Source organism: Dyella tabacisoli (assembly GCF_003350925.1).
GTDB lineage: Bacteria > Pseudomonadota > Gammaproteobacteria > Xanthomonadales > Rhodanobacteraceae > Dyella_C > Dyella_C tabacisoli.
Genome location: NZ_KZ857176.1, coordinates 1 through 18,728 on the forward strand (window position 1 = coordinate 1; position 18,728 = coordinate 18,728).

At 58.7% G+C, this 18,728-nt stretch carries 18 protein-coding genes; 14 read left to right on the forward strand and 4 right to left on the reverse strand.

All coding sequences use genetic code 11. The features are described from left to right. From DVJ77_RS09750 to DVJ77_RS09780, 7 genes are all read left to right on the forward strand, one after another. Positions 1–2,497, forward strand: a 2,497-nt coding sequence (locus tag DVJ77_RS09750) for a YadA family autotransporter adhesin (RefSeq protein WP_114845332.1), incomplete at its 5' end; no start/stop codon positions are given. A 241-nt stretch (positions 2,498–2,738) separates the two neighbouring features. After that, positions 2,739–2,975 (forward strand): DUF4282 domain-containing protein, encoded by a 237-nt coding sequence (locus tag DVJ77_RS09755; protein WP_114845333.1) that lies wholly within the window; start codon positions 2,739–2,741, stop codon positions 2,973–2,975. A 146-nt stretch (positions 2,976–3,121) separates the two neighbouring features. Next, positions 3,122–3,439: a hypothetical protein gene (locus DVJ77_RS09760; RefSeq protein WP_162791436.1), complete on the forward strand. Its 318-nt coding sequence runs from the start codon at positions 3,122–3,124 to the stop codon at positions 3,437–3,439. A gap of 595 nt (positions 3,440–4,034) precedes the next feature. Further along, positions 4,035–6,446 (forward strand): membrane-bound PQQ-dependent dehydrogenase, glucose/quinate/shikimate family, encoded by a 2,412-nt coding sequence (locus DVJ77_RS09765; protein WP_114845335.1) that lies wholly within the window; start codon positions 4,035–4,037, stop codon positions 6,444–6,446. Between the two features lie 78 nt (positions 6,447–6,524). Beyond that, positions 6,525–6,848, forward strand: a complete 324-nt coding sequence (locus tag DVJ77_RS21085) for a hypothetical protein (RefSeq protein WP_162791437.1) — start codon at positions 6,525–6,527, stop codon at positions 6,846–6,848. A gap of 189 nt (positions 6,849–7,037) precedes the next feature. After that, a complete protein-coding gene (locus tag DVJ77_RS09775; RefSeq protein WP_225427926.1) occupies positions 7,038–7,841 on the forward strand; it encodes a tyrosine-protein phosphatase in 804 nt (267 codons plus the stop codon). A gap of 75 nt (positions 7,842–7,916) precedes the next feature. After that, the gene (locus DVJ77_RS09780; RefSeq protein ID WP_114845337.1) at positions 7,917–8,273 is read left to right on the forward strand and encodes an EexN family lipoprotein; all 357 of its coding nucleotides are present in this window, start codon (positions 7,917–7,919) and stop codon (positions 8,271–8,273) included. A 431-nt stretch (positions 8,274–8,704) separates the two neighbouring features. Here the strand turns inward: DVJ77_RS09780 and DVJ77_RS09785 are convergent, their stop codons facing one another. Further along, complete coding sequence (locus DVJ77_RS09785) at positions 8,705–9,550, reverse strand: type IV pilus assembly protein FimV (protein WP_162791438.1); 846 nt, start codon at positions 9,548–9,550, stop codon at positions 8,705–8,707. A gap of 467 nt (positions 9,551–10,017) precedes the next feature. Here DVJ77_RS09785 and DVJ77_RS21090 point away from each other — a divergent pair, with 467 nt between their 5' ends. From DVJ77_RS21090 to DVJ77_RS09795, 3 genes are all read left to right on the forward strand, one after another. Next, positions 10,018–10,341: a hypothetical protein gene (locus tag DVJ77_RS21090; RefSeq protein WP_162791439.1), complete on the forward strand. Its 324-nt coding sequence runs from the start codon at positions 10,018–10,020 to the stop codon at positions 10,339–10,341. 192 nt (positions 10,342–10,533) lie between these two features. Then, positions 10,534–10,857, forward strand: a complete 324-nt coding sequence (locus DVJ77_RS09790) for a hypothetical protein (RefSeq protein ID WP_114845339.1) — start codon at positions 10,534–10,536, stop codon at positions 10,855–10,857. 336 nt (positions 10,858–11,193) lie between these two features. Further along, the gene (locus DVJ77_RS09795) at positions 11,194–11,778 is read left to right on the forward strand and encodes a hypothetical protein (RefSeq protein ID WP_162791440.1); all 585 of its coding nucleotides are present in this window, start codon (positions 11,194–11,196) and stop codon (positions 11,776–11,778) included. 225 nt (positions 11,779–12,003) lie between these two features. On the opposite strand, the gene DVJ77_RS09800 is transcribed toward DVJ77_RS09795, so the two are convergent. After that, complete coding sequence (locus tag DVJ77_RS09800; protein ID WP_162791441.1) at positions 12,004–12,801, reverse strand: TonB family protein; 798 nt, start codon at positions 12,799–12,801, stop codon at positions 12,004–12,006. Positions 12,802–12,943: 142 nt separating this feature from the next. Here DVJ77_RS09800 and DVJ77_RS09805 point away from each other — a divergent pair, with 142 nt between their 5' ends. The 3 genes from DVJ77_RS09805 to DVJ77_RS09810 all read left to right on the forward strand — a co-directional run bounded on the left by DVJ77_RS09805 (position 12,944) and on the right by DVJ77_RS09810 (position 14,024). Further along, positions 12,944–13,126, forward strand: a complete 183-nt coding sequence (locus tag DVJ77_RS09805; RefSeq protein ID WP_114845342.1) for a hypothetical protein — start codon at positions 12,944–12,946, stop codon at positions 13,124–13,126. Between the two features lie 331 nt (positions 13,127–13,457). Continuing rightward, complete coding sequence (locus DVJ77_RS21315; RefSeq protein WP_191983683.1) at positions 13,458–13,601, forward strand: hypothetical protein; 144 nt, start codon at positions 13,458–13,460, stop codon at positions 13,599–13,601. 135 nt (positions 13,602–13,736) lie between these two features. Then, positions 13,737–14,024 carry a hypothetical protein gene (locus DVJ77_RS09810; protein WP_114845343.1) on the forward strand — a complete coding sequence of 96 codons (288 nt, stop codon included), beginning with the start codon at positions 13,737–13,739 and terminating at the stop codon, positions 14,022–14,024. Between the two features lie 225 nt (positions 14,025–14,249). Here the strand turns inward: DVJ77_RS09810 and DVJ77_RS09815 are convergent, their stop codons facing one another. Then, the gene (locus tag DVJ77_RS09815) at positions 14,250–14,645 is read right to left on the reverse strand and encodes a carboxypeptidase-like regulatory domain-containing protein (protein ID WP_225427927.1); all 396 of its coding nucleotides are present in this window, start codon (positions 14,643–14,645) and stop codon (positions 14,250–14,252) included. Positions 14,646–14,804: 159 nt separating this feature from the next. After that, the gene (locus tag DVJ77_RS09820; protein ID WP_114845344.1) at positions 14,805–17,117 is read right to left on the reverse strand and encodes a transferrin receptor-like dimerization domain-containing protein; all 2,313 of its coding nucleotides are present in this window, start codon (positions 17,115–17,117) and stop codon (positions 14,805–14,807) included. A 517-nt stretch (positions 17,118–17,634) separates the two neighbouring features. Between DVJ77_RS09820 and DVJ77_RS09825 the strand changes: the two genes are divergently transcribed. Beyond that, entirely contained in the window at positions 17,635–18,687 is a 1,053-nt protein-coding gene (locus DVJ77_RS09825) for an alpha/beta fold hydrolase (protein WP_225427928.1), read from the forward strand. The last annotated feature ends 41 nt before the right edge of the window (positions 18,688–18,728 follow it).

Genomic DNA, 18,728 nt, shown 5'->3' on the forward strand with positions numbered 1-18,728 from the left:
CACCGGCGACATCACCAACCTGGGCGATACCGTCACCAACATCACCAACAACATCACCAACGGTACGATAGGCCTGGTGCAGCAAGACGCGGTGAACAAAACCATCACCATCGGCAAAGATGTGACCGGCACCGTCATCAACGTAGCCGGTACCGACGGCACCCAGGTAATCAATCGCAAGCTCACCGGCGTCGCCGCTGGGACTCTTGCTGACGACAGCACGGATGCGGTGAACGGTGCTCAGTTGAAGACGACCAACGACAACGTGACCAAGGTCGAGGGCGATGTCACCAACCTGGGCGATACCGTCAACAACATCACCAACAACATCACCAACGGTACGATGGGTCTGGTGCAGCAAGACGCCACGAGCAAGAACATCACCATCGGCAAGGATGTCGGCGGCACCGTCATCAACGTGGCCGGTACCGACGGCACCCAGGTAATCAATCGCAAGCTCACCGGCGTCGCCGCCGGGACTCTTGCCGACGACAGCACTGATGCGGTGAACGGTGCTCAGTTGAAGACGACCAACGACAACGTGACCAAGGTCGAGGGCGATGTCACCACCATCAATAATGCGCTGACTAGCTCTACGCGTTACTTAAAAGTGAATGGGCTGCCAGGGGAAGGGCACGGGGATGTTGATGCTTCTGCCAGCGGGGGCAATGCGATTGCTGTCGGTCCTGGTGCGGTGGCATCGGATAGCAACACCGTGGCGGTTGGTCACCAGGCCAACGCGACAGGGGTCAATTCGATCGCGCTAGGCCTGCAAACCAAGTCGATAGGTGTGGAGTCGGTCGCGCTAGGTTCGTACTCGGTATCGGATCGTGATTTCACGGTGTCGGTGGGCAATGCCGGCATGGAGCGTCAGATTGTTCACGTCAAGGCCGGTACCGAGCGCTCGGATGCCGTCAATGTGGGTCAGCTCACGCCGGTTGTCGACGCGCTCGGCGGCGGCGCCAAGATTGACGCGGTGACCGGTGCGGTCACCGGCCCGACCTACACGGTGCAAAACGGTACACAGACTACCGTGGGTGGCGCACTTGACGCACTCGATACCGGCGTCAAGAAAAACACCGACGACATCACCTCCATAACCCATAACATTACCAACGGTACGGTGGGTCTGGTGCAGCAAGACGCTGCGAACAAAACCATCACCATCGGCAAGGATGTCGGCGGCACCGTTATCAACGTGGCCGGTACCGACGGCACCCAGGCCGTCGATCGCCAGGTCACCGGTGTGGCCGACGGTGTGAATGCCAACGATGCGGTCAACGTCGGGCAGTTGAGCAATGCTCAAAGTGCGGTGACCACGGCCATCACCAACAACGTAAAAACCGCCTTCGGCGATACCTTGAATTACTTCAAGGCTGACGGCGCCAACGATGGCTCCGATGATGCAACGGTCGCCAAGGGCAGCAAGGGTGTGGCGATGGGTGCGGGTGCCGAGGTCACGGCCGATGCCGACAATGCGGTGGCATTAGGTGCGGGTTCGGTGGCTGATAAGGCCAACACGGTGTCGGTAGGCGCGATAGGTAAAGAGCGTCGCATCACCAACGTGGCCGACGGCGTCGACGATACCGACGCAGCCAACATGAGTCAGTTGAAAAAGACCGGGATTATCGACCCCGACGGCACCGTCAGAGAGGCGGTGACCTACGACACTGGCTCCAGCCGTGGCGTGGTGACCCTGGGCGGCGGTGCGGCCGGCACCCTGATGACCAACTTGCGTGACGGCGCCATCGCTACGGGCAGCCGCGACGCGGTGAACGGCGGGCAGATCGCCGCCATTCGTGATGATCTGCAAAACAAGATCACCAATGTCGATAACCGCGTCATCAATATCGAGAACAACGGAAGTGGTTTGGGTAAGGGTACGGCTGGCGTGGCGGTAGACGGTGCCGATGGTGTTGCCGGCAAGCCTGCGGTTGTAACCACGGGCAGCGAAGGCACCGCCGCAGGCATGAATGCCCAGGCCACCGGTACCGGCAGCACCGCTGTTGGCGCCAATAGCGTGGCCTCGGGCGCCAACAGTACCGCGATCGGTGCTGGCTCCGTGGCCGACCGCGCCGATACCGTCTCGGTCGGTTCGCTGACAAGCCAGCGCCAGATCACCAACGTGGCGGCCGGCACGGCTCCCACCGATGCGGTCAACATGAGCCAGTTCAATGCAGGCGTTACGGAAGCCAAGGATTGGGCCAAGTCCTACACCGACAAGCGCTTCGATTCGGTCAGTCGCGATATCAACCGCATCGGCCAGCGCGCTAATGCCGGTGTGGCGTCAGCCATGGCGATGGCCAGTTTGCCGCAGGCTTATGAGCCCGGCAGAAACATGATGGGAGCATCGGTCGGTATGTTCCGCGGAGAAACCAGCCTGGCCGTGGGCCTGTCCGCTATCTCCGAAAGTGGTCGCTGGGTCTACAAGTTCAATGCATCGAGCAATACGCGTGGTGACCTGGGTGCGGGTATGGGCGTGGGCATGATGTGGTGAGTCCAGTCAGCCGGGACATGGAATGTCTCGGCTGACTGGTTAATGGGCAGGGATGCCTGACTGCCCTGAATGGTCCCCTTCCACCCCTTCGAGTCGGGGCATTTAGGGCAGGCTCACAAGGAGCCTGGTCGCGGCATCGAGTCGCGCAACAAGCCGGGCTATTGCCTGTCGTGATTTTCTGTGTGGCGCTTTTGTAACCTGACATTAAATAAATTCGATCCAACCTGAGGAAATATGCGGTATGAGAAGTATTTTATTTTTTGATGCCATGCTGACGCCTAAAATAATTACGGTTGTGTATTGGCTATCTCTTCTTGGGGTGCTTTTTGGCGGTATTGGTACGATGTTTTACGGCGCGGTATTCCGTGGCTTGCTTGGGATTATTGTGGGTAGTGTATTTGTGCGTGTGGCATTCGAGATTGTCATTATTTCATTTAAAAATAATGAGTATTTGCGAAGGATGGCCGATAAATCATAGCTTTGCGAATGGTTGCCGGTACTTGGATATCTCTCATTGCAGGGAAGCCACCAACCCTGGTTGAGGTTGACAGGGGCGGCGTCCAGGGCAGGTTTCCAAGGAGAAACCCACCGAGGTCGGCATTCGGCAGGCAAAGACACACGTCAATGAACAAGGGACCCTTTGGTGGTCCGATGTATCTAGGGATTTCTCGCGTCATGTTTAGTAAAACCTCTCTGATTGTCGCCCTGATACTCGTCCTGACAGGCTGCGGCTTTCTTTACGGCACTTATAGAGTGCAGGGCTTTACCGCGCAGGGGAAACCCTTGGGCGAAGGTGTCGTGAAAGCCACGGTCAAAGGCAGTGATGTTAAAGCGGAGCGTGAACGCATTTGCATGATCTACCCGGAAGCGACCGTGGTCATCACCAATGTCGAGACCGGCATCGAGCCTGCCAGGAAAAGCCCTTACCAATGCACAAAATAAGTCGAGCGTTATAAGTCGAGCGTCATAAGTCGAGCGTTGCGGCGGCGACAGCCTTGCCCATCGAGTGACCTGGCCGGTGTCGCGGCCACGCGGATTTCCCCAAGGCTACATGCATCGAACGCACTGTGCGCTTGGACGTGCTTGATGCGCCTATCGGCCTTACGTGCAGTGATCGTGTGTGCGTAAAGCAAGATGCAAGGCGATGAACCCGTTGCTTATGGTGGTCGCGTTGCGCGCCTGGAAAACATCGGTATTCAAAGAACCATGGCTTGGCCGGGCTGCTGTAGACGAGAGCGTTTTATGAGCCGAAAGAGCCCGAGAACACTCTTTATCGTGGCGGTCTCGTAACGCTCATTTGTGGGTACGTGTCGAAAGCGAGCGCAACTCCGTCCGCCAAAGTTTCAGCCTGCGGTGATCTGCGCGTTGCCTTCGCCCATCGAGACGCCAAGCGTACCCCCGAGAAGAACTGCGCGAAGTACGGCATCAGTTCGCGCCACTGCAATGTCATCCAACCCACCTTGTCTTTTGCCGGCAATACGTCATGGCATACAGCCATCTGCCGCAGTTTGGTACCCACTCATCACGGAAACATGCCATGTCCAAACGAAACCTAGATTCAGGCTCTTATCGCTGGCTCAGCACCTTGTTTGGCCTGATCTTGCTGTTGATGGCTGCAGGTTTGTTGTACGGCGGTGTCTACCTGACAGCGCTGGGAGGCTCCTGGTACTACGTCATCGCGGGGGGCGTTCTGCTCATCACCGCGTTTCAGCTCTTGCGCGGGCGACGCAGTGGTTTCGTTATCTATGCCGGGTTTTGCGTGGCCACATTCGCCTGGGCATTGTACGAATGCGGCTGGAATCCCATCGCACTCTTGCCGCGTGTGCTGTTTTTCTTGGTGCTGCTTATTGCGATGCTGCTGACGTGGCGCTGGCTGGGTCGTGCCTTTGTTTGCCATGGTGGTCCGGTACGCGGCACCAAACCCCTTGCGCTGGTCGGCCTCGGTTTGACGGCAGTGATCGTTGCGATTTTTGTCCTGGGTCTGCAACCCCATGCCGGCGTGGACAATGCAGGTACATGGGCCGATCACCCTGCAGGGGATATGCCAGCGGACACGGCTTCCATCGCCTCCGGCGATTGGCCGAACTACGGCCGCACGCCCGGCGGACAACGCTATTCGCCGCTGGATCAAATCACCCCGGCCAACGTCGCGGAGTTGTCCTTGGCATGGACTTTCAACACCGGCGCAGTCGGCCGGCCGCAAGGCAGCAAACCGGGCGAGTTCATGTTCGAAGCGACGCCGCTGAAGGTGCGCGACAAGCTTGTGCTGTGCACCCCGCATGCTGAAGTCGTTGCCGTTTCGCCGGAAAGCGGCGAGCCCATCTGGCGTTTCAATCCTCGGGCCGATGTGACATCGGCTCCGTTCCTTGCTTGCCGCGGTGTGTCTTATGACCAAACGCCTGGCGCCACCGGCCTGTGCGCGCATCGCATTCTCACCGCCACCCTGGACGCCAAAATGTATGCGCTCGACGCCGACACCGGGCAGCGTTGCCCGGAGTTCGGCCAGAATGGCGAGATCGACCTCACCGCGGGTATGGGCCTGGTCAAGCCGGGTTTTTACTACGTCACCTCGCCGCCATCGATCGTGCATGGCAAGGCGGTGGTCGGCGGCTGGGTCGCCGACAATGTGGAGCGCGGAGAGCCGTCTGGCGTGGTGCGCGCGTTCGACACCCGCACCGGCGCGCTGGCTTGGGCCTTCGACATGGGGCGTCAAGATCGCACGACACTACCGCCAGAGGGCGAGCACTACACGCGCGCCACGCCTAACGTATGGGCACCGATCAGCGCCGACCCCGCGCTGGGTTTGGTCTACCTGCCCACCGGCAACGAGACGCCTGATTTCTTCGGCGGAGGCCGCCAAGCCGTGTCGGGGAAGTACGCCAGCTCGGTGATCGCCGTGGATGCCGATAGTGGGGAAATCCGCTGGCATTTCCAAACCACCCACCATGACATTTGGGATTACGACGTCCCCGCGCAGCCCACCGCGATTGACCTCCCTGGCGATCATGGCGGCCCGCAAGTACCGGCCTTGCTGGTGCCGACCAAGCGTGGAGAGCTGTTTGTGCTGGACCGCCGCACCGGCAAACCGCTAACCCAGGTGGAAGAGCGCCCGGTGCCGCAACAAGCCGTGCCCGGCGAGCACCCTTCGCCCACCCAGCCCTTCCAGGTAGACATGCCATCGTTCGCCCCGGCGACCTTGCGCGAGACCGACATGTGGGGCGCCACGCCGCTCGATCAGTTGTACTGCCGGATTCGCTTCAAGCAACTGCGTAACGAAGGGTTATTCACACCGCCCTCGCTACAAGGCTCGCTGGCCTATCCCGGCTCGGCCGGCGTGTTCGAGTGGGGCGGCGTATCGGTCGATCCGCTGCGCCATATCGTGGTGACCAACAATAACTACATGGCGATCATCGACAAGCTGACGCCGCGCGCTGATGTGGTTGCAGGCGGCTCTTCGACGGGCGGCGACTTCGGTGGTCCTCAGCTAGGCACGCCATATGCCGCAAGTGCCGCGCCGTTCTTGTCGCCGCTGGCCATACCTTGCAACCAGCCGCCCTGGGGCATGATTGCCGCGCTCGATCTGAAAACCCGCACGTTTCTTTGGCGCCACCCGCTGGGCACGGCCTATGACAACGGTCCCTTCGGCATCGCCTCGCATGTGCCCTTGCAAGTGGGTGTGCCCAATATGGGCGGCTCGGTAATTACCCGCAGCGGCCTGATTTTCATTGCCGCTAGCGCCGACCGTACCCTGCGCGCGTTCGAGCTTCGCACGGGTCGCGAGCTATGGCACGCCACCTTGCCGTTCGGTGGTATCGCCACGCCTAGCGTTTATGAGGGCAAAGACGGTCGGCAGTATGTGGTGATTGCCGCGGGTGGACATACCGGCTTAGGCCGCGCCGGCGGCGATGCAGTGATGGCGTATGCGTTGCCCAAAAGCGATGCCAAGTAACCACGGCCTGGAGTGCAGGGACGCACGAAGGGGCAGGCGAGCCTGCCACGTCATCCTATAAATCAAACGATCTCTTTTATGGAAAACAGTTTACAAAATTGCTCGGGCCGCATCGGCGCGGGGGCGTTCGTCGCTTGCTGTGCCGAATTGGTTTTTATCGTGGCATCGGTAAGTCTTGCGCATGGTCTCGGTGGCTTCGAACGTGTCGGTTTGATCTCTCTCGTTATCCTGATCGCCAGCACGTTCAGTTGTGTTGGTTTTTTGCTGGCGGCAAGGGAGCTTTGGATGTCGCGCGGTTTTGCTGTGGCAAAACGGACCTATGCGTTTCTCGCCATAGCGTTTCACAGCATCGTATGTTTGGTTCCTCTTTGGTTATTTGTGAGTCCTCGATGGGCATCTTGATTCGAGGCGTCCGGCCCCTGACGGCGTGCGTAAGGAAATAATCTTTGAGCCGCAGCATAGACGCGCAGGCTGCCTCGGGCGACGGGTTCTCCAGGCCATCTGTGTCTTTAGGATGATTCCCATATACGGCTTTCAAGTGGCTCGCTAGGCTCTCGATCCGAGTATTTCACTGAGCGTAGGGGCTGCACGATGTTTCGACTTTTCGTTGCTATGAGTATCGCTTTCGCTACGCAAATAGTCGGCGCCACCGATACGTATATCGAACTACAAAATGTGCATAACACCCGAGATCTCGGTGGCATCGTTGCCGCCAATGGGCAAAGCGTCCAAAAGGGACGTCTATTTCGTAGTGGCAACCCAGGTTTGGCGACGGAGTCGGATATCCAGTATCTGCAAAAACTCAACTTGGAAGTGGTGCTGGATTTTCGCACCGCCGAGGAAAAATCCCCAAAGGAGCAGGCGTTCGCCAAGCGGTTCAACTGGGTGGCGGACCCGGTGTTGTCGGGGGATATGTCGGTCAACTCGATGCGATCGAAGATCAAAACCTCTACCCCGGAACAGATGGACATGTTCATGCGGCAGACGTATCGCGACCTGCCGGTAAAGTACCAAACCCAATTTACCGCGTTCTTGAAGCTGGCCGAACAGAACAAGACCATGCTGTACCACTGCACCGCCGGCAAAGATCGCACGGGCTTCGCTACCTTGCTGCTGCTATCCGCCCTGGGCGTGGATCGCGACACCATCATGGCCAACTATCTAGAGTCCAATCGCTACAACGAGTCGTATAACCAGATGACGATGAGTGTGATGCAGGCGCAGAACATCGATCCCAAAGTGCTGGCACAGGTGCTGACGGTTAAAAAGGAATACCTGCAAGCTGCGATGCAGTCGATCGACGAAAAATACGGCGGCATGGATCACTACCTGCGCCATACGTTGGGCATCGATGTCGAGCTGCTGCGCAAAAACTATCTGAATAGCCAGCCTTGAGTCGGGGTGCTGACATGCCATCAGAAAAACGCATGTCGCGCATCAAGCCTACCCGATGAGTAAGAAGGGAAATGCATGAAATATTATCCAGTGGGGCTGTCCATCGTTGCGCTGATGTTTTTGGCGGCGTGCCTTGCAAGTTGTTCTGGCAAGCCAACGCAGGTGCCGACGATGGACAAGGTCATGACAGTCGAAGAATTCGCCGCACGCCCCGACTTTCGTATGGGGGTATTGGCGCTATGTGCTGACCACCCCGGCCTGGATGGCGTTGATCCAAACTGCATACATGCGAAGCAGTCCATGCATGCAGTGGCATCTGGTTCGGGTGATTTTCCGAGTCTTGATATATCGCTGCCCTCCAGCAATGGCGAGAGCGAGAAAGAAACGGCCCGTCATCGCAATGACGACAACTCTGGGAGCATGGAGCGATGACCCGGCCATGGTACCTAGGGGGCGGAACGATGGATGCAGTGATCTTTCAAGAAGGTCAATTTGCCGATAAGGCGACCCAATGAGTCGGCGAGGCATTCAAATCCTCTTTATCGTCACTGTTCTCATCGCCGTGGCTTGCGCGTATCTGGCGGATAGATACACCGGTCAATGACCCGGCTCCCGAGCCTGTATGAAATGTTGTAAGCAGGCGCAGCGAACCTCCCGCATCATTAGCATCAGATGTTTTATTCCCCTGCCACTGTGACCGAAGGAGGTCCCTTCGTTGGTCGCAGGTGAGTGGGGCGAGCTACCCGCGTCAGCAGCGATGGCACGCTAATCAGGTAATTAACTTGCCAATGCGATAGCAGCAAACCTATGCGCCGTAGGCACCAGGCCTTTGCTGTGTGTGATGGCGATGGGCGATGCGCGCCCTATGCCTTGGCCGACGAGCCGGTAGGCGTGCGTTCCGCGGGCGTTGCTTGTGGCACATCGAAGTCGTCGCTTAATACCGCAACATTGGCGCGCAACGTACTCAATTGTTTTGCCTGGTGGTCGAGCGATTCTTGGACAGCACGCGCCTTGCCCACCACGGCTCGTGCTTTTGAATGAATGTGTTCCATCTCGTAGCGTTGCTGCTCCAGCGTGTGGGCTTGACGGGTAGCAATGTGCTGCACGGTGCTGACAAGGCGCTGCAGGCGTGTGAGGTCACCGTTCAGTTGCTTGATTGCGGTGGCAATGGAACTGGCTTCGCTGCCAGGGCGGCCTGCATGGAGTGTGGCGCCTTGGCCTGCCGCTGGTGCAGGTGGGGGTGCCGGTGCGGGGGGCACGATTTTGAGCTGTGGCGGTACGGAGGGTGTCTGTGCTGGCGTTGCCGTGGTCGCCGTGGCGGTGGCCTTCGGGGGCGTGGTGGCGGGTGCGGGTGGCACGGCCTTTTTCACTATTTCAATACGTGGCTGAATGCTGTAACTGCGATGCACGATGCCCGAAGGTCCATCGACAGTAACGTGCAGGTTCACCTGGGGGCGGGTGATTACCTCCTTGCTGGTCAGGCGAATGAAATGCTGTTCATTGCCGATGCTACGCACGGTGTGTGTAAAGGTCAGGTGGTTGGCGATCTCAGTGGCACGGCCCTTGAGTCGCGGGTCGATCATGCTGCCTTTGGCGATGATGCGAAGCCTGGATATGTCACTTTTGCAGGTATTGACCAGAGGGATGTCGACGATCAGCGGTTGCCTGTGCGACGAGCGCACCCAGCTACGGCCCAATACGGGGTTCATCTGAGCTTCGTGGTTTCGCCTGCTTGCAAATGCTGTAATCAATTTCATGCCCGTGCTCATAGTGTCGCGTGCTTTGGCGTACCTGGATGAGAAATATGTACCGATGCGGCTCGCCGCGGCGAGCGTAGTGCGTAAGGCGCTCATGTGATGAACACGCAAAACCTACAGGCAACGTAGTGAGTGACACTTGAGATTAAAGCTGCTTCCTATGTGATTGAACAATGGGAATGTTCTGATTTTTCATGAATTAAGAATATTCCTAGATTGGATCAGTCTGCATCGTGGTTGGCTGGCCTGCGCTTATGGGAGCGCTAGCGAAGGGGCGGCTATTTTTCAGAGTCGTCTTATATCTATCAGTGATCGGGCATGCGATAAATTGTCGGCTGCCAAGTGCGTGTCGTCGACCATGCGCCTAAATAGCATTAACTAATGCATGTCATGTCAATTTATAGCAAGGGTTAAAGTAGATGAAGGTTACAGCGCTTTCGGCAGCATCATTGCTTGTTTTGTCCTCGTTGGCAGCCGACCCTGTTTCGGCCAGGGCGGTCTCCTGGACCTACAACTGCAGTGGTGGCGATTACTCCGTTAACGTATACAACCTCGATGACTATCATGTGGCTGTCATCGATGGTGCGGGTAATGGCTCGGTATTATTAAGCTCGGAAACAGGGTCCGGTGAGCTATACAAAAGCGATACGTTTGAAATTTCTTCAAAAGGAAAGGACGCCATCATTACGTTTATAGATGGTGGAAAGAGATTCCAACACAAAGACTGTAAATTGAGCAGATAACATCGAGGGCGACTCACTCAGCCCCTTTGTTCTACCGATGCTTAGGCGAATTAGCCTACCCATCCGTGGCGATGCCGGCCGCCGATGTTCGGCTTATCGGGAAGGGTCGCAAACCTTGGATGGGCGAAGCAGGCCACCTTCGTACTCGACGGCATTAAGACGACATCGATTCGAGATCTTCGGAGTCAACTCATGAACATCAGATGCATTGGCATCATGGCACTCTACCTGAGCGGTTCCAGTGCAGTGCTTGCGCAGAGCGCGTACTCCGCTACGCCTCCCAACGACACTTGGGCGAAATCGCCCGCGCCGGCCACCGCGACGGGTTATGGCACGCCACCGCGTGGCAATGCGCCAAATAAGTCGCCATTGTTCCAAACACCGGAGCGCAAATCCGCCGACGATGCGCCGCTACGCCAGACACCATTTGGCCCTAGAAAGCTCCAGCGTGGCTTGTTCACGCAAAAGCCGGCCGTCAACTGCTTTGTCACCCCCCGCGAGCCCGGCTGCAATTAGTAGGTTGGGGTGAGCAAAGCGAACCCCAACATCGCATGCCTGATGACGATGCCGGCCGTGGCATGTTGGGGTTCGCCTTGCTCACCCCAACGACACCGTTCGACATGCTTAGAGCAGAGTCCCGAAAATCATTTCCTCAGGCTCAATAAGCGCAAGAAATGCATCGCAATAGAATTGCTCTGGCCGTCTGGAGCAAATAGCTGCCGGGCCATATGACCGGGGCACCCTGTGATTAACGCGGCGCTCGGCATGCACTTCAATTGAAACTCCTATCCCCTGGACAGGCGCGCGCAATCGGCTACGATTCGACAAGTGGGTGTAACCACAGGGGGCCACATGAGTGAAAATCCTTACGCACCACCGATGTCGGTGGTGGCAGACGTGCCTGCGCTGGCGAACGACATCAGCGCAGAGTTCTACGTTGTCGGTACGAAAAAGTTTTTGTTGCTGTCCATCATGACGCTTGGACTGTACTGGTACTACTGGCACTACCAGCAGTGGGCACGCTACCGCAGCTATCACAATGAAAAGCTATGGCCGGTGGCCCGTGCGCTCTTCGCGATCTTCTTCATTCATTCGCTAACCAGCGAGATCGATCATCGCCTGCGTAAAAACAGGACGCCATACGCCTGGTCGCCCGGCGCCATCGCCACCGCTTACGTGGTCCTCGCCTTAGCGAGCAGCATAGGCAACCGGCTGCCGCAGAATGTCGGTCCATGGTTGAATGGGCTGTTCATTGTCCTTGTGCTGCCCATCGCATGGCTGCTGCTGAAGGTTCAGCGCGCCGCCAATCTTGCTTGTGGTCAACCCAACGGCGAATCCAATCAGCGCCTGACCGGGGTCAATTGGCTATGGCTGGTGTTAGGTGCCGCTTTTTGGGCTTTGATACTGTTCGGTTTATACGTGAGCGTGCCAACTTGAGCGCACGCGAACCTCAACGTGCGCGTGCATGTTGGGGTTCGCCTCGCTCACCCCAACCTACGCTCCTGAGGTAGGTTGGGGTGAGCAAAGCGAACCCCAACGTTGCGCAACATCAGGCATCACGGCGATCCCCAAAGTTAGGTGATGTTGAGCATTACGGCGAGGCCCAAAGTTACGCAACGTTGGGCATCACTTCGTTCAGCCCAACCTACGTTCTGTGTGGAGTTAAGGGGCCATGATCGCATCGACGGTATAGGGCGCTGTTTGGTGCACGGGTACCTGCGCAGTCGAGCCGGGTAGAAAGAAATAATACGGAAGCACCGCACGGCGCCCCCTGGTATGCCCGGTTGTACCGAACGGCTCAAACGTCATCGCGCGCGCGGCGCGCAAGGCGGCCTCGCGTAGCTCGGGGTAGCCATTGGGAAGGTCATCCACACGTGCCTGCGTTACGCGCCCCGCCGGCGCCACCGTAACCTGGATATACACCGTGCCTTCATGGCCACGCTTAATCGCCTCGGGCGGATAGATAGCCTGCGGGTCGCCGAGTACTCGAAGCTGCGTCCATGCCGATCCCGGTAATTGTTTCAGCAGGCTCAGTACATGCGGTGGCACCGTACCGTTTTTTATCTGGCGGCTACTGGCCTTATCCGGGTACACCACGCCGTCGCGCAGATGACCAAAGATCAACCACTCCTCACCTTCGCGCGCGGTAAAGTCAAAAAAGTTGCCGCAGGGGGCGAGTGGGTCGGTGGTGATGAAGCCTCTTACCGGCAACGATTCGTTGTAGTTCCCCCGCAGTGCCCGCGTGGGCCGAAACACGATGTCTTGGCTGATGTTCTTTTTTGCATCGCCCTGGGACTTCACCGAGGTCACCACTCCGACAAAGACCATCGCGCCGGGGCCATCCTGTTGTAGAAAGTGCATCACCGGATCGGGGTAGGTCGCGGGGCTGCAGGCTTGGGCGGAAAAAGCGAAGAGCGCCGACACGACGGCTAGCCATATAGAAAAGATACGCAACGTCATCACCGTCGGCCCCTCTCGTAGAGGCATGCATCATGCCGTGCTGTGTTAACGCGAGAAAGAGAACCTGTTCTCCGTGGCGCTAAGAGCCTGTCTGACCCGATGACGTCGCGTTGATTGACGTTGGTATGACGCTCTAAGCGGCGTGCACACACTGGCACGCATTTTGGCCGCCAGTGAATCGTTTCGCGACCAACGCGATGCCGACGCCGACCCACCAATCGAAGAAATTCCCCTCGATCCGCAAATCACCGAAGGCTTGTTTATGGTGTTGTATTTTTTGAGTGAACGGGTGGAATGGGTGGCTATGGTCATGCCCTTGGGTTAGCGCGAGGCAAGAGCCTCACCCCTCCCCAACCCTCCCCTGCGGGCAGGGGAGGGAGCCGAATGAGGCAGGCTTTCAGCTCCTCGCCCAGCTTGCAGGGGGATGCTGAGTTGGGGTGCTACTGCGCCCGATACGCCAAGAATCGGGCAAACGTTCTGTCCGCCGTCCGCGCTCTGTCCGGACAGCACTCACACCGTCCGCGGACAATCACTCTTAACCGCGTTGGGTGGGCGAAATGGCTCAGGAATGCGGGTTCTGGAAGATCCGGGTCGTTGGCACGGGCCTTGCCATATACCTCTCGAAAGCTTCATTTCCTGACTCACGGAGAATCGCCATGAAATTCGAGACCCTGATGCTGCAAGGCCTGTTCGCCGCCTGCCTGCTGATTTGCCTGCTGACCCTTGGCGCCATGCTCACCACGCAAGCGATGGTGCCGGACGTGGCTGCTGTTGCAGCCAGCGCGAACTTGACCGGCTAAGTCGCGGCTTGCTTGCGAAGAGAGTGCTTGCTTGAGCGCAAAACAACCTTGGCTGTCTAACGGCTGGGATCAGACTTTGCTTGCAGTCATATCGGGCGCCGGGCAAGCTAAAACATTTAGCCAAACGGATACGCCATGTCGGACCAAGAAACCATTGTTCAAATCATGCCCGCCACCGATTGGGTGGCCGTCTATAACATGGATGGCGAAGAAAGTGCCGAGCCCATTGTCTGCTTTGCGCTGGTAGAGACGGTCGAGAATGGCGTGAAGCGCCGCGACGTCCGACCCATGTGCGCCAACGAGAATGTCATTGATTTCGCTGATGACGCCGAGAATTTCCTGCGTGTTGAAACGCTGGAGGCGTTTGAAGAAGGGGAGGGCGAGGAAGAAGAGGAGGAGGAAGAGGAAGCGGTCGAGGAGTAATCGTCCTGCGCTCTCGTGGCTCGAATGCTTTGCATGTCGTGCGCATTAAGTAAGCGAAGCGATTGAAGCGGCTCATAGCGACATGCCCAGCACCTTTCAGTGCCGGGCATGCCGCTGATTCACGTGATGACGGATCGACCTGCTGTCACTGCCATGGCTCTATCCGAGATTTTGCAACGCAGAAACACGCCCCCGCCGGCGGCAGGCTCAGCGTGGCTGGTGCGGTTAACTGCCTTCAGGCGCTGCGCATTGATCGTTGGGGCAAGCAAAATCAACCTCGGCCCCGCCGCCCACCGTCAGTGGAATGTTCGAGCGCGTCTCGATGGTTTTTCCATCCTTCTCCAGCATCACCGTATAAACGCTAAGAGATAGCGGTTTGATGAGGTAGTGCCCCTTGGCATCGACCGTGGCATGACGGCGCACTCCGGTCGTGCTGTGTACCGTTACGGTTGCGCCGGCAGGGGCCTGGCCAAAAATGGATGCGGTGGTGCCTTGCGCCTGCGCGGTAGTGAGTGCGGTCATGCCATAGAGGCTCAGCGCTGCGGCAATAGCCATGCCCCACACGGAGAGAGCCGCGCGGCGCTGGTGGCTGTTGGTTTCAAAGTGCTCGATGCTTTTCATGGGACTCCCTGGTTTCATCAGTGACAATTCAAACAGTGGTTCCGCCAACTGTTTGGCTACCCGCTCATGCAACATCTGCTTCAAAGCAACTTCGGTTTTACTGCGGTGAATCGGCCGTGGATCACCTGCTCTTGATGGCGATCCCGTTCGGTCGATGCATTACGACGGCTTCTTCAACAGCTCGGTCAGCAGATCGAGTTGCGTGCGGTAGCGGTCGAGTACCTTGGCGGTGACCGTCGCGTACTGATTCGCTTCAGCCCAGCGGCGTGCCTCCAGTGCTTCGCGTACGCCCGGCACCGTTTTCACTTCGTAGCCGGTCAACATGCCCGGTGCATAAATCATGTGCTTGAACCATGGGCGCTCGGGCAAGCCGGAGGGGTCGCTTAGCGCTTGCTCCATGCGCCCCATCAACGCATTCAACTGCCGCCGCTGTGCTTCGGACATGTTGAAGCCGGCCGTGGCGCGTGCGTTATATGCGGTGTCGTAGGCTTGCGCGCTCTGCTTGAGCTGCTTTGCGGCCTGGTCCAGCGGTGCAAGATCGATGTTGGGCACGTCAGAGTCGCGAGCCGGCGGCGCCATCGGCCGGGTCGGGTCGGAAACGAGCGCAAACGCATGCTGGTCGAGCAACTGATGTTGTTGATCGGTGCTCTTGCGGGTGTCGTCGACCAGCTTGTGAATATCATCGACGTAGCGATCCAGTGTGACGCTGAAATCGCTAAAGCGCAGTGGCACCACGCTGGCATCGGCGGTGCGCAGCACGATGTGACCGGCGACTTTGGACAGAGTAACGCCGTACTCAAACGTGGGGTCGCCGAAACGTACGTAGTGATCGAACGAGTCGTAGCGTGAGTGGTAGATGCCGGGATTGTCGTCCTCACCGCCGAAGCCGAGGTCGAGCGAGGCAATACCCAGATGCTGCAGGAACGCGCTGTAGTCGGAGCCCGAGCCCAGCGCGCCGATCGGCACATCGCCACCCTGTGCCGCTACTTTGGCTATCTCGCCGGCCTCGGGTTTGGCCTCCTTGGAGTAGCCGCTTACCAGCACGCGTGCACGCATGCGCTCGCGCACGCTGGCCTTGGTTTCCGGGTCGGTGACACCGTTGGCTACCTGATTGACCAGATGCTGCAGCGAATGACTGCCTTCAGCATTCAGCGTGCCGCGGCCATTGGTGTCCGAATTGAGATAAAGCACGGCCTTGCGCTGCAACTCCGTGGCGTGCGTCTCGGCCCATTCGGTCGAGCCGAGCAGACCTGCCTCTTCGCCGTCCCAACTGGCGTAGACCAGAGTGCGCTTGGGCCGCCAGCCCTCTTTATAGAGCGCACCGATGGCCTTGGCCTCGGCCATCAGCGCGACATTGCCGGCGAGCGGGTCCCATGCGCCGAATACCCAGCCGTCGTGATGGTTGCCGCGCACGATCCACTGGTCGGGCTCGGTGGAGCCTTTAAGCGTGGCAATCACGTCATAGACCGGCTTTTGTCCCCAGTCCGATTGCACGGCCAGATGCACCGGGGCCGTGCTGGGGCCGATGTGATAGGTCAGCGGCAGCGAGCCGCGCCAGCCGGATGGCGCTACCGGCCCCGTCAACGATTGCAGCAGGGGCGTGGCATCGGCATAGGAGATCGGCAGCACCGGGATCTTTAAAATGGTTTTCGCATCTTTGAGTGCCAGTCGCTTGGCGCCCGGCGTCGAGCCGATACCCGGCGTCAACGGGTCACCCGGATACTGCTGCATATCCGCCACCGAGCCGCGCTGCACAGCGTCGGCCGGACGCCAGCCACCTTCCGGGTAGGCCTCGCCCTGGGCGTAACCGTCATCACGCGGGTCGGAGTAGATCAGGCAGCCGATCGCACCGTGCTCTTGCGCGAGCTTGGGCTTGAGTCCGCGCCAGCCGGCGCCGTAGCGTGTGATGACGATCTTGCCGCGCACGTCGATACCGTGCCGTGCCAGCTCCTTATAGTCGTCCGGCATACCGTAGTTGACGTAGACCAGCTCCGCGCTGACGTCACCGTCACCGCCGTAGATGTTGTAAGGCGGCAGTACGCCGTCCTTGATCCCTGAGGTCGCATCGCCGGCCACTGCCGGCTCATTCAATGTGGCGGTATAGGGGTGAGGGCCTAGTAGTTCCAGCGCCACCTTTTTGGGCGTGGGGTACAGCACGCTGAAGGTCTCGATGTGCGCGTCCCAGCCCCACTCGCGAAACTTGGCCAGCATGAACTCGGCATTGGCCTTGTCGTGCGGCGAGCCCACGTGATTGGGTTCGGACGACATCTGCTTGAGCCAGGCGCGCTGGTCGGCGGGATCGAGTTGCGCATCAAAGCGCTGCTCCAGGTCTTGCTGCTCGTTCGCGCCACGTGGGGTGAACCCAAGCATGCCGCCTTCGTCATGACTCTCCTTGTCGGTCGCCATGGCACTGCCGAACGTCGCCAGCAAGCATGCCGCCAGCAAGAGTGGCTGCATCTTCAATCGTGTCATGCCGTTTTACTCCCCCAAGGGTTGATGGTCGTGCGCGATGGCGCCCGGTTCTGATCGCCCCGATCATGCACTTATAGCGCGCGTGCCGCTTCAGCCGCGTGGGACAAAAGTCATGCCCGGCGCCATCGCCTGCTCAACCAGGTTTCTCAGATGAGTGCGGACGTCCGCGAATCTGTCCGCGGACGCCGGCGTGTATCCACGGCCGACCAACAAGCGCTTGAAATGACTTGATTCGGTCGCGGGTTGCTCGCTGGCACATAGTTTGCTCTGGCTCGATACAACGATGCGTGTGCGTTCGCAGGCTATCGTCACTCCCGCTTTCGCCCGATTCGCTGGCTTCGGCGGGTTGCCAGATATCCCTACCCGGAGAGCTTCGTAGACTATGTTGCGCAGACCCCTTCTTTTCATACTGGCACTGGCTGTCGCTGCCGTGGCGTCGGCGGATGCATCCAGTGCGACTGTGCCGGCCCAGGGTCAATCGCCCCAAGTTCAATCGCCCCAGGGTCAATCGCCTTTAATGTCGCGCGACGAGGTCACGCGCATCCTCGCCGGCAATCGCCAGATCGTTTCGCCCCGTGGCATCGATGAGACGGTCAAGGTGCGCATCGGCGGTATCGATCAATGGCTGTCGATTCGCGGTAAGGATCGGCGCAACCCGATCCTGCTGTTCCTGCATGGTGGCCCGGCCTCTCCGGCGATGCCGGAAAGCTATACGTTTCAGACGCCGTGGGAGGATTACTTCACCGTGGTGCAATGGGATCAGCGTGGCGCGGGCAAAACCTATGCCGCCAACACCGAGCAGGCGATGGCGCCGGGCATGACCGTCGACGGCATGACGGACGATGCCGCGCAAGTGGTGCAGTACCTGCGTCAACGCTATGACAAGCAGAAGGTATTCCTGCTGGGGCATTCCTGGGGAACCGTACTGGGTGTGCACTTGGCTCAGCTACATCCTGATTGGTTCTACGCCTATATTTCAGTGGGCCAGGTCGTGAATGGGCATCGCAACGAGGAGCTTGGCTACGCCTTTGCCTTGCATGAAGCAACGGCACAGGGCAACGACAAAGCCGTAAGCGAACTGCAAGCCATCGCACCCTATCCGGGTACCAAGCTGACCATCGATCGCGTTGGCGTGCGCAGCCAATGGGAGATGTATTACGGCGGCCTTGCCTATGGGCGTCACGACTTTCAGTTCGAAGGCGATGCCGAAGAGTTGTCACCCGATTACAGCAAGCAAGACCTCGACGCTATCGGCAAGGGCAGCCTGTTTTCACTGAACCATCTGCTTCCGGCACTGCTATCGGCCGATTTCGACCATGTCACACACTTTGAGTGTCCGGTGATCGTGTACGTGGGGCAGCACGACTACACCACGGCGCACGAGCTGACGGAAAAATGGTTCGGCGATATTCATGCACCGTCGAAGCGATTGGTGATGTTTGCCGACTCGGCACACATGATTATGCAGGAGCAGCCAGGCCGGTTCTTGACGCACCTGGTAACCGACGCCTTGCCGCTGGCACAAAAAGCAGGGGATGCGGCGCCGGTAGAGGTCACTCGCGATCAGTAACGCGGCGTGGCCGCGCTGTCTTTCACATTGTGGTTTCCATC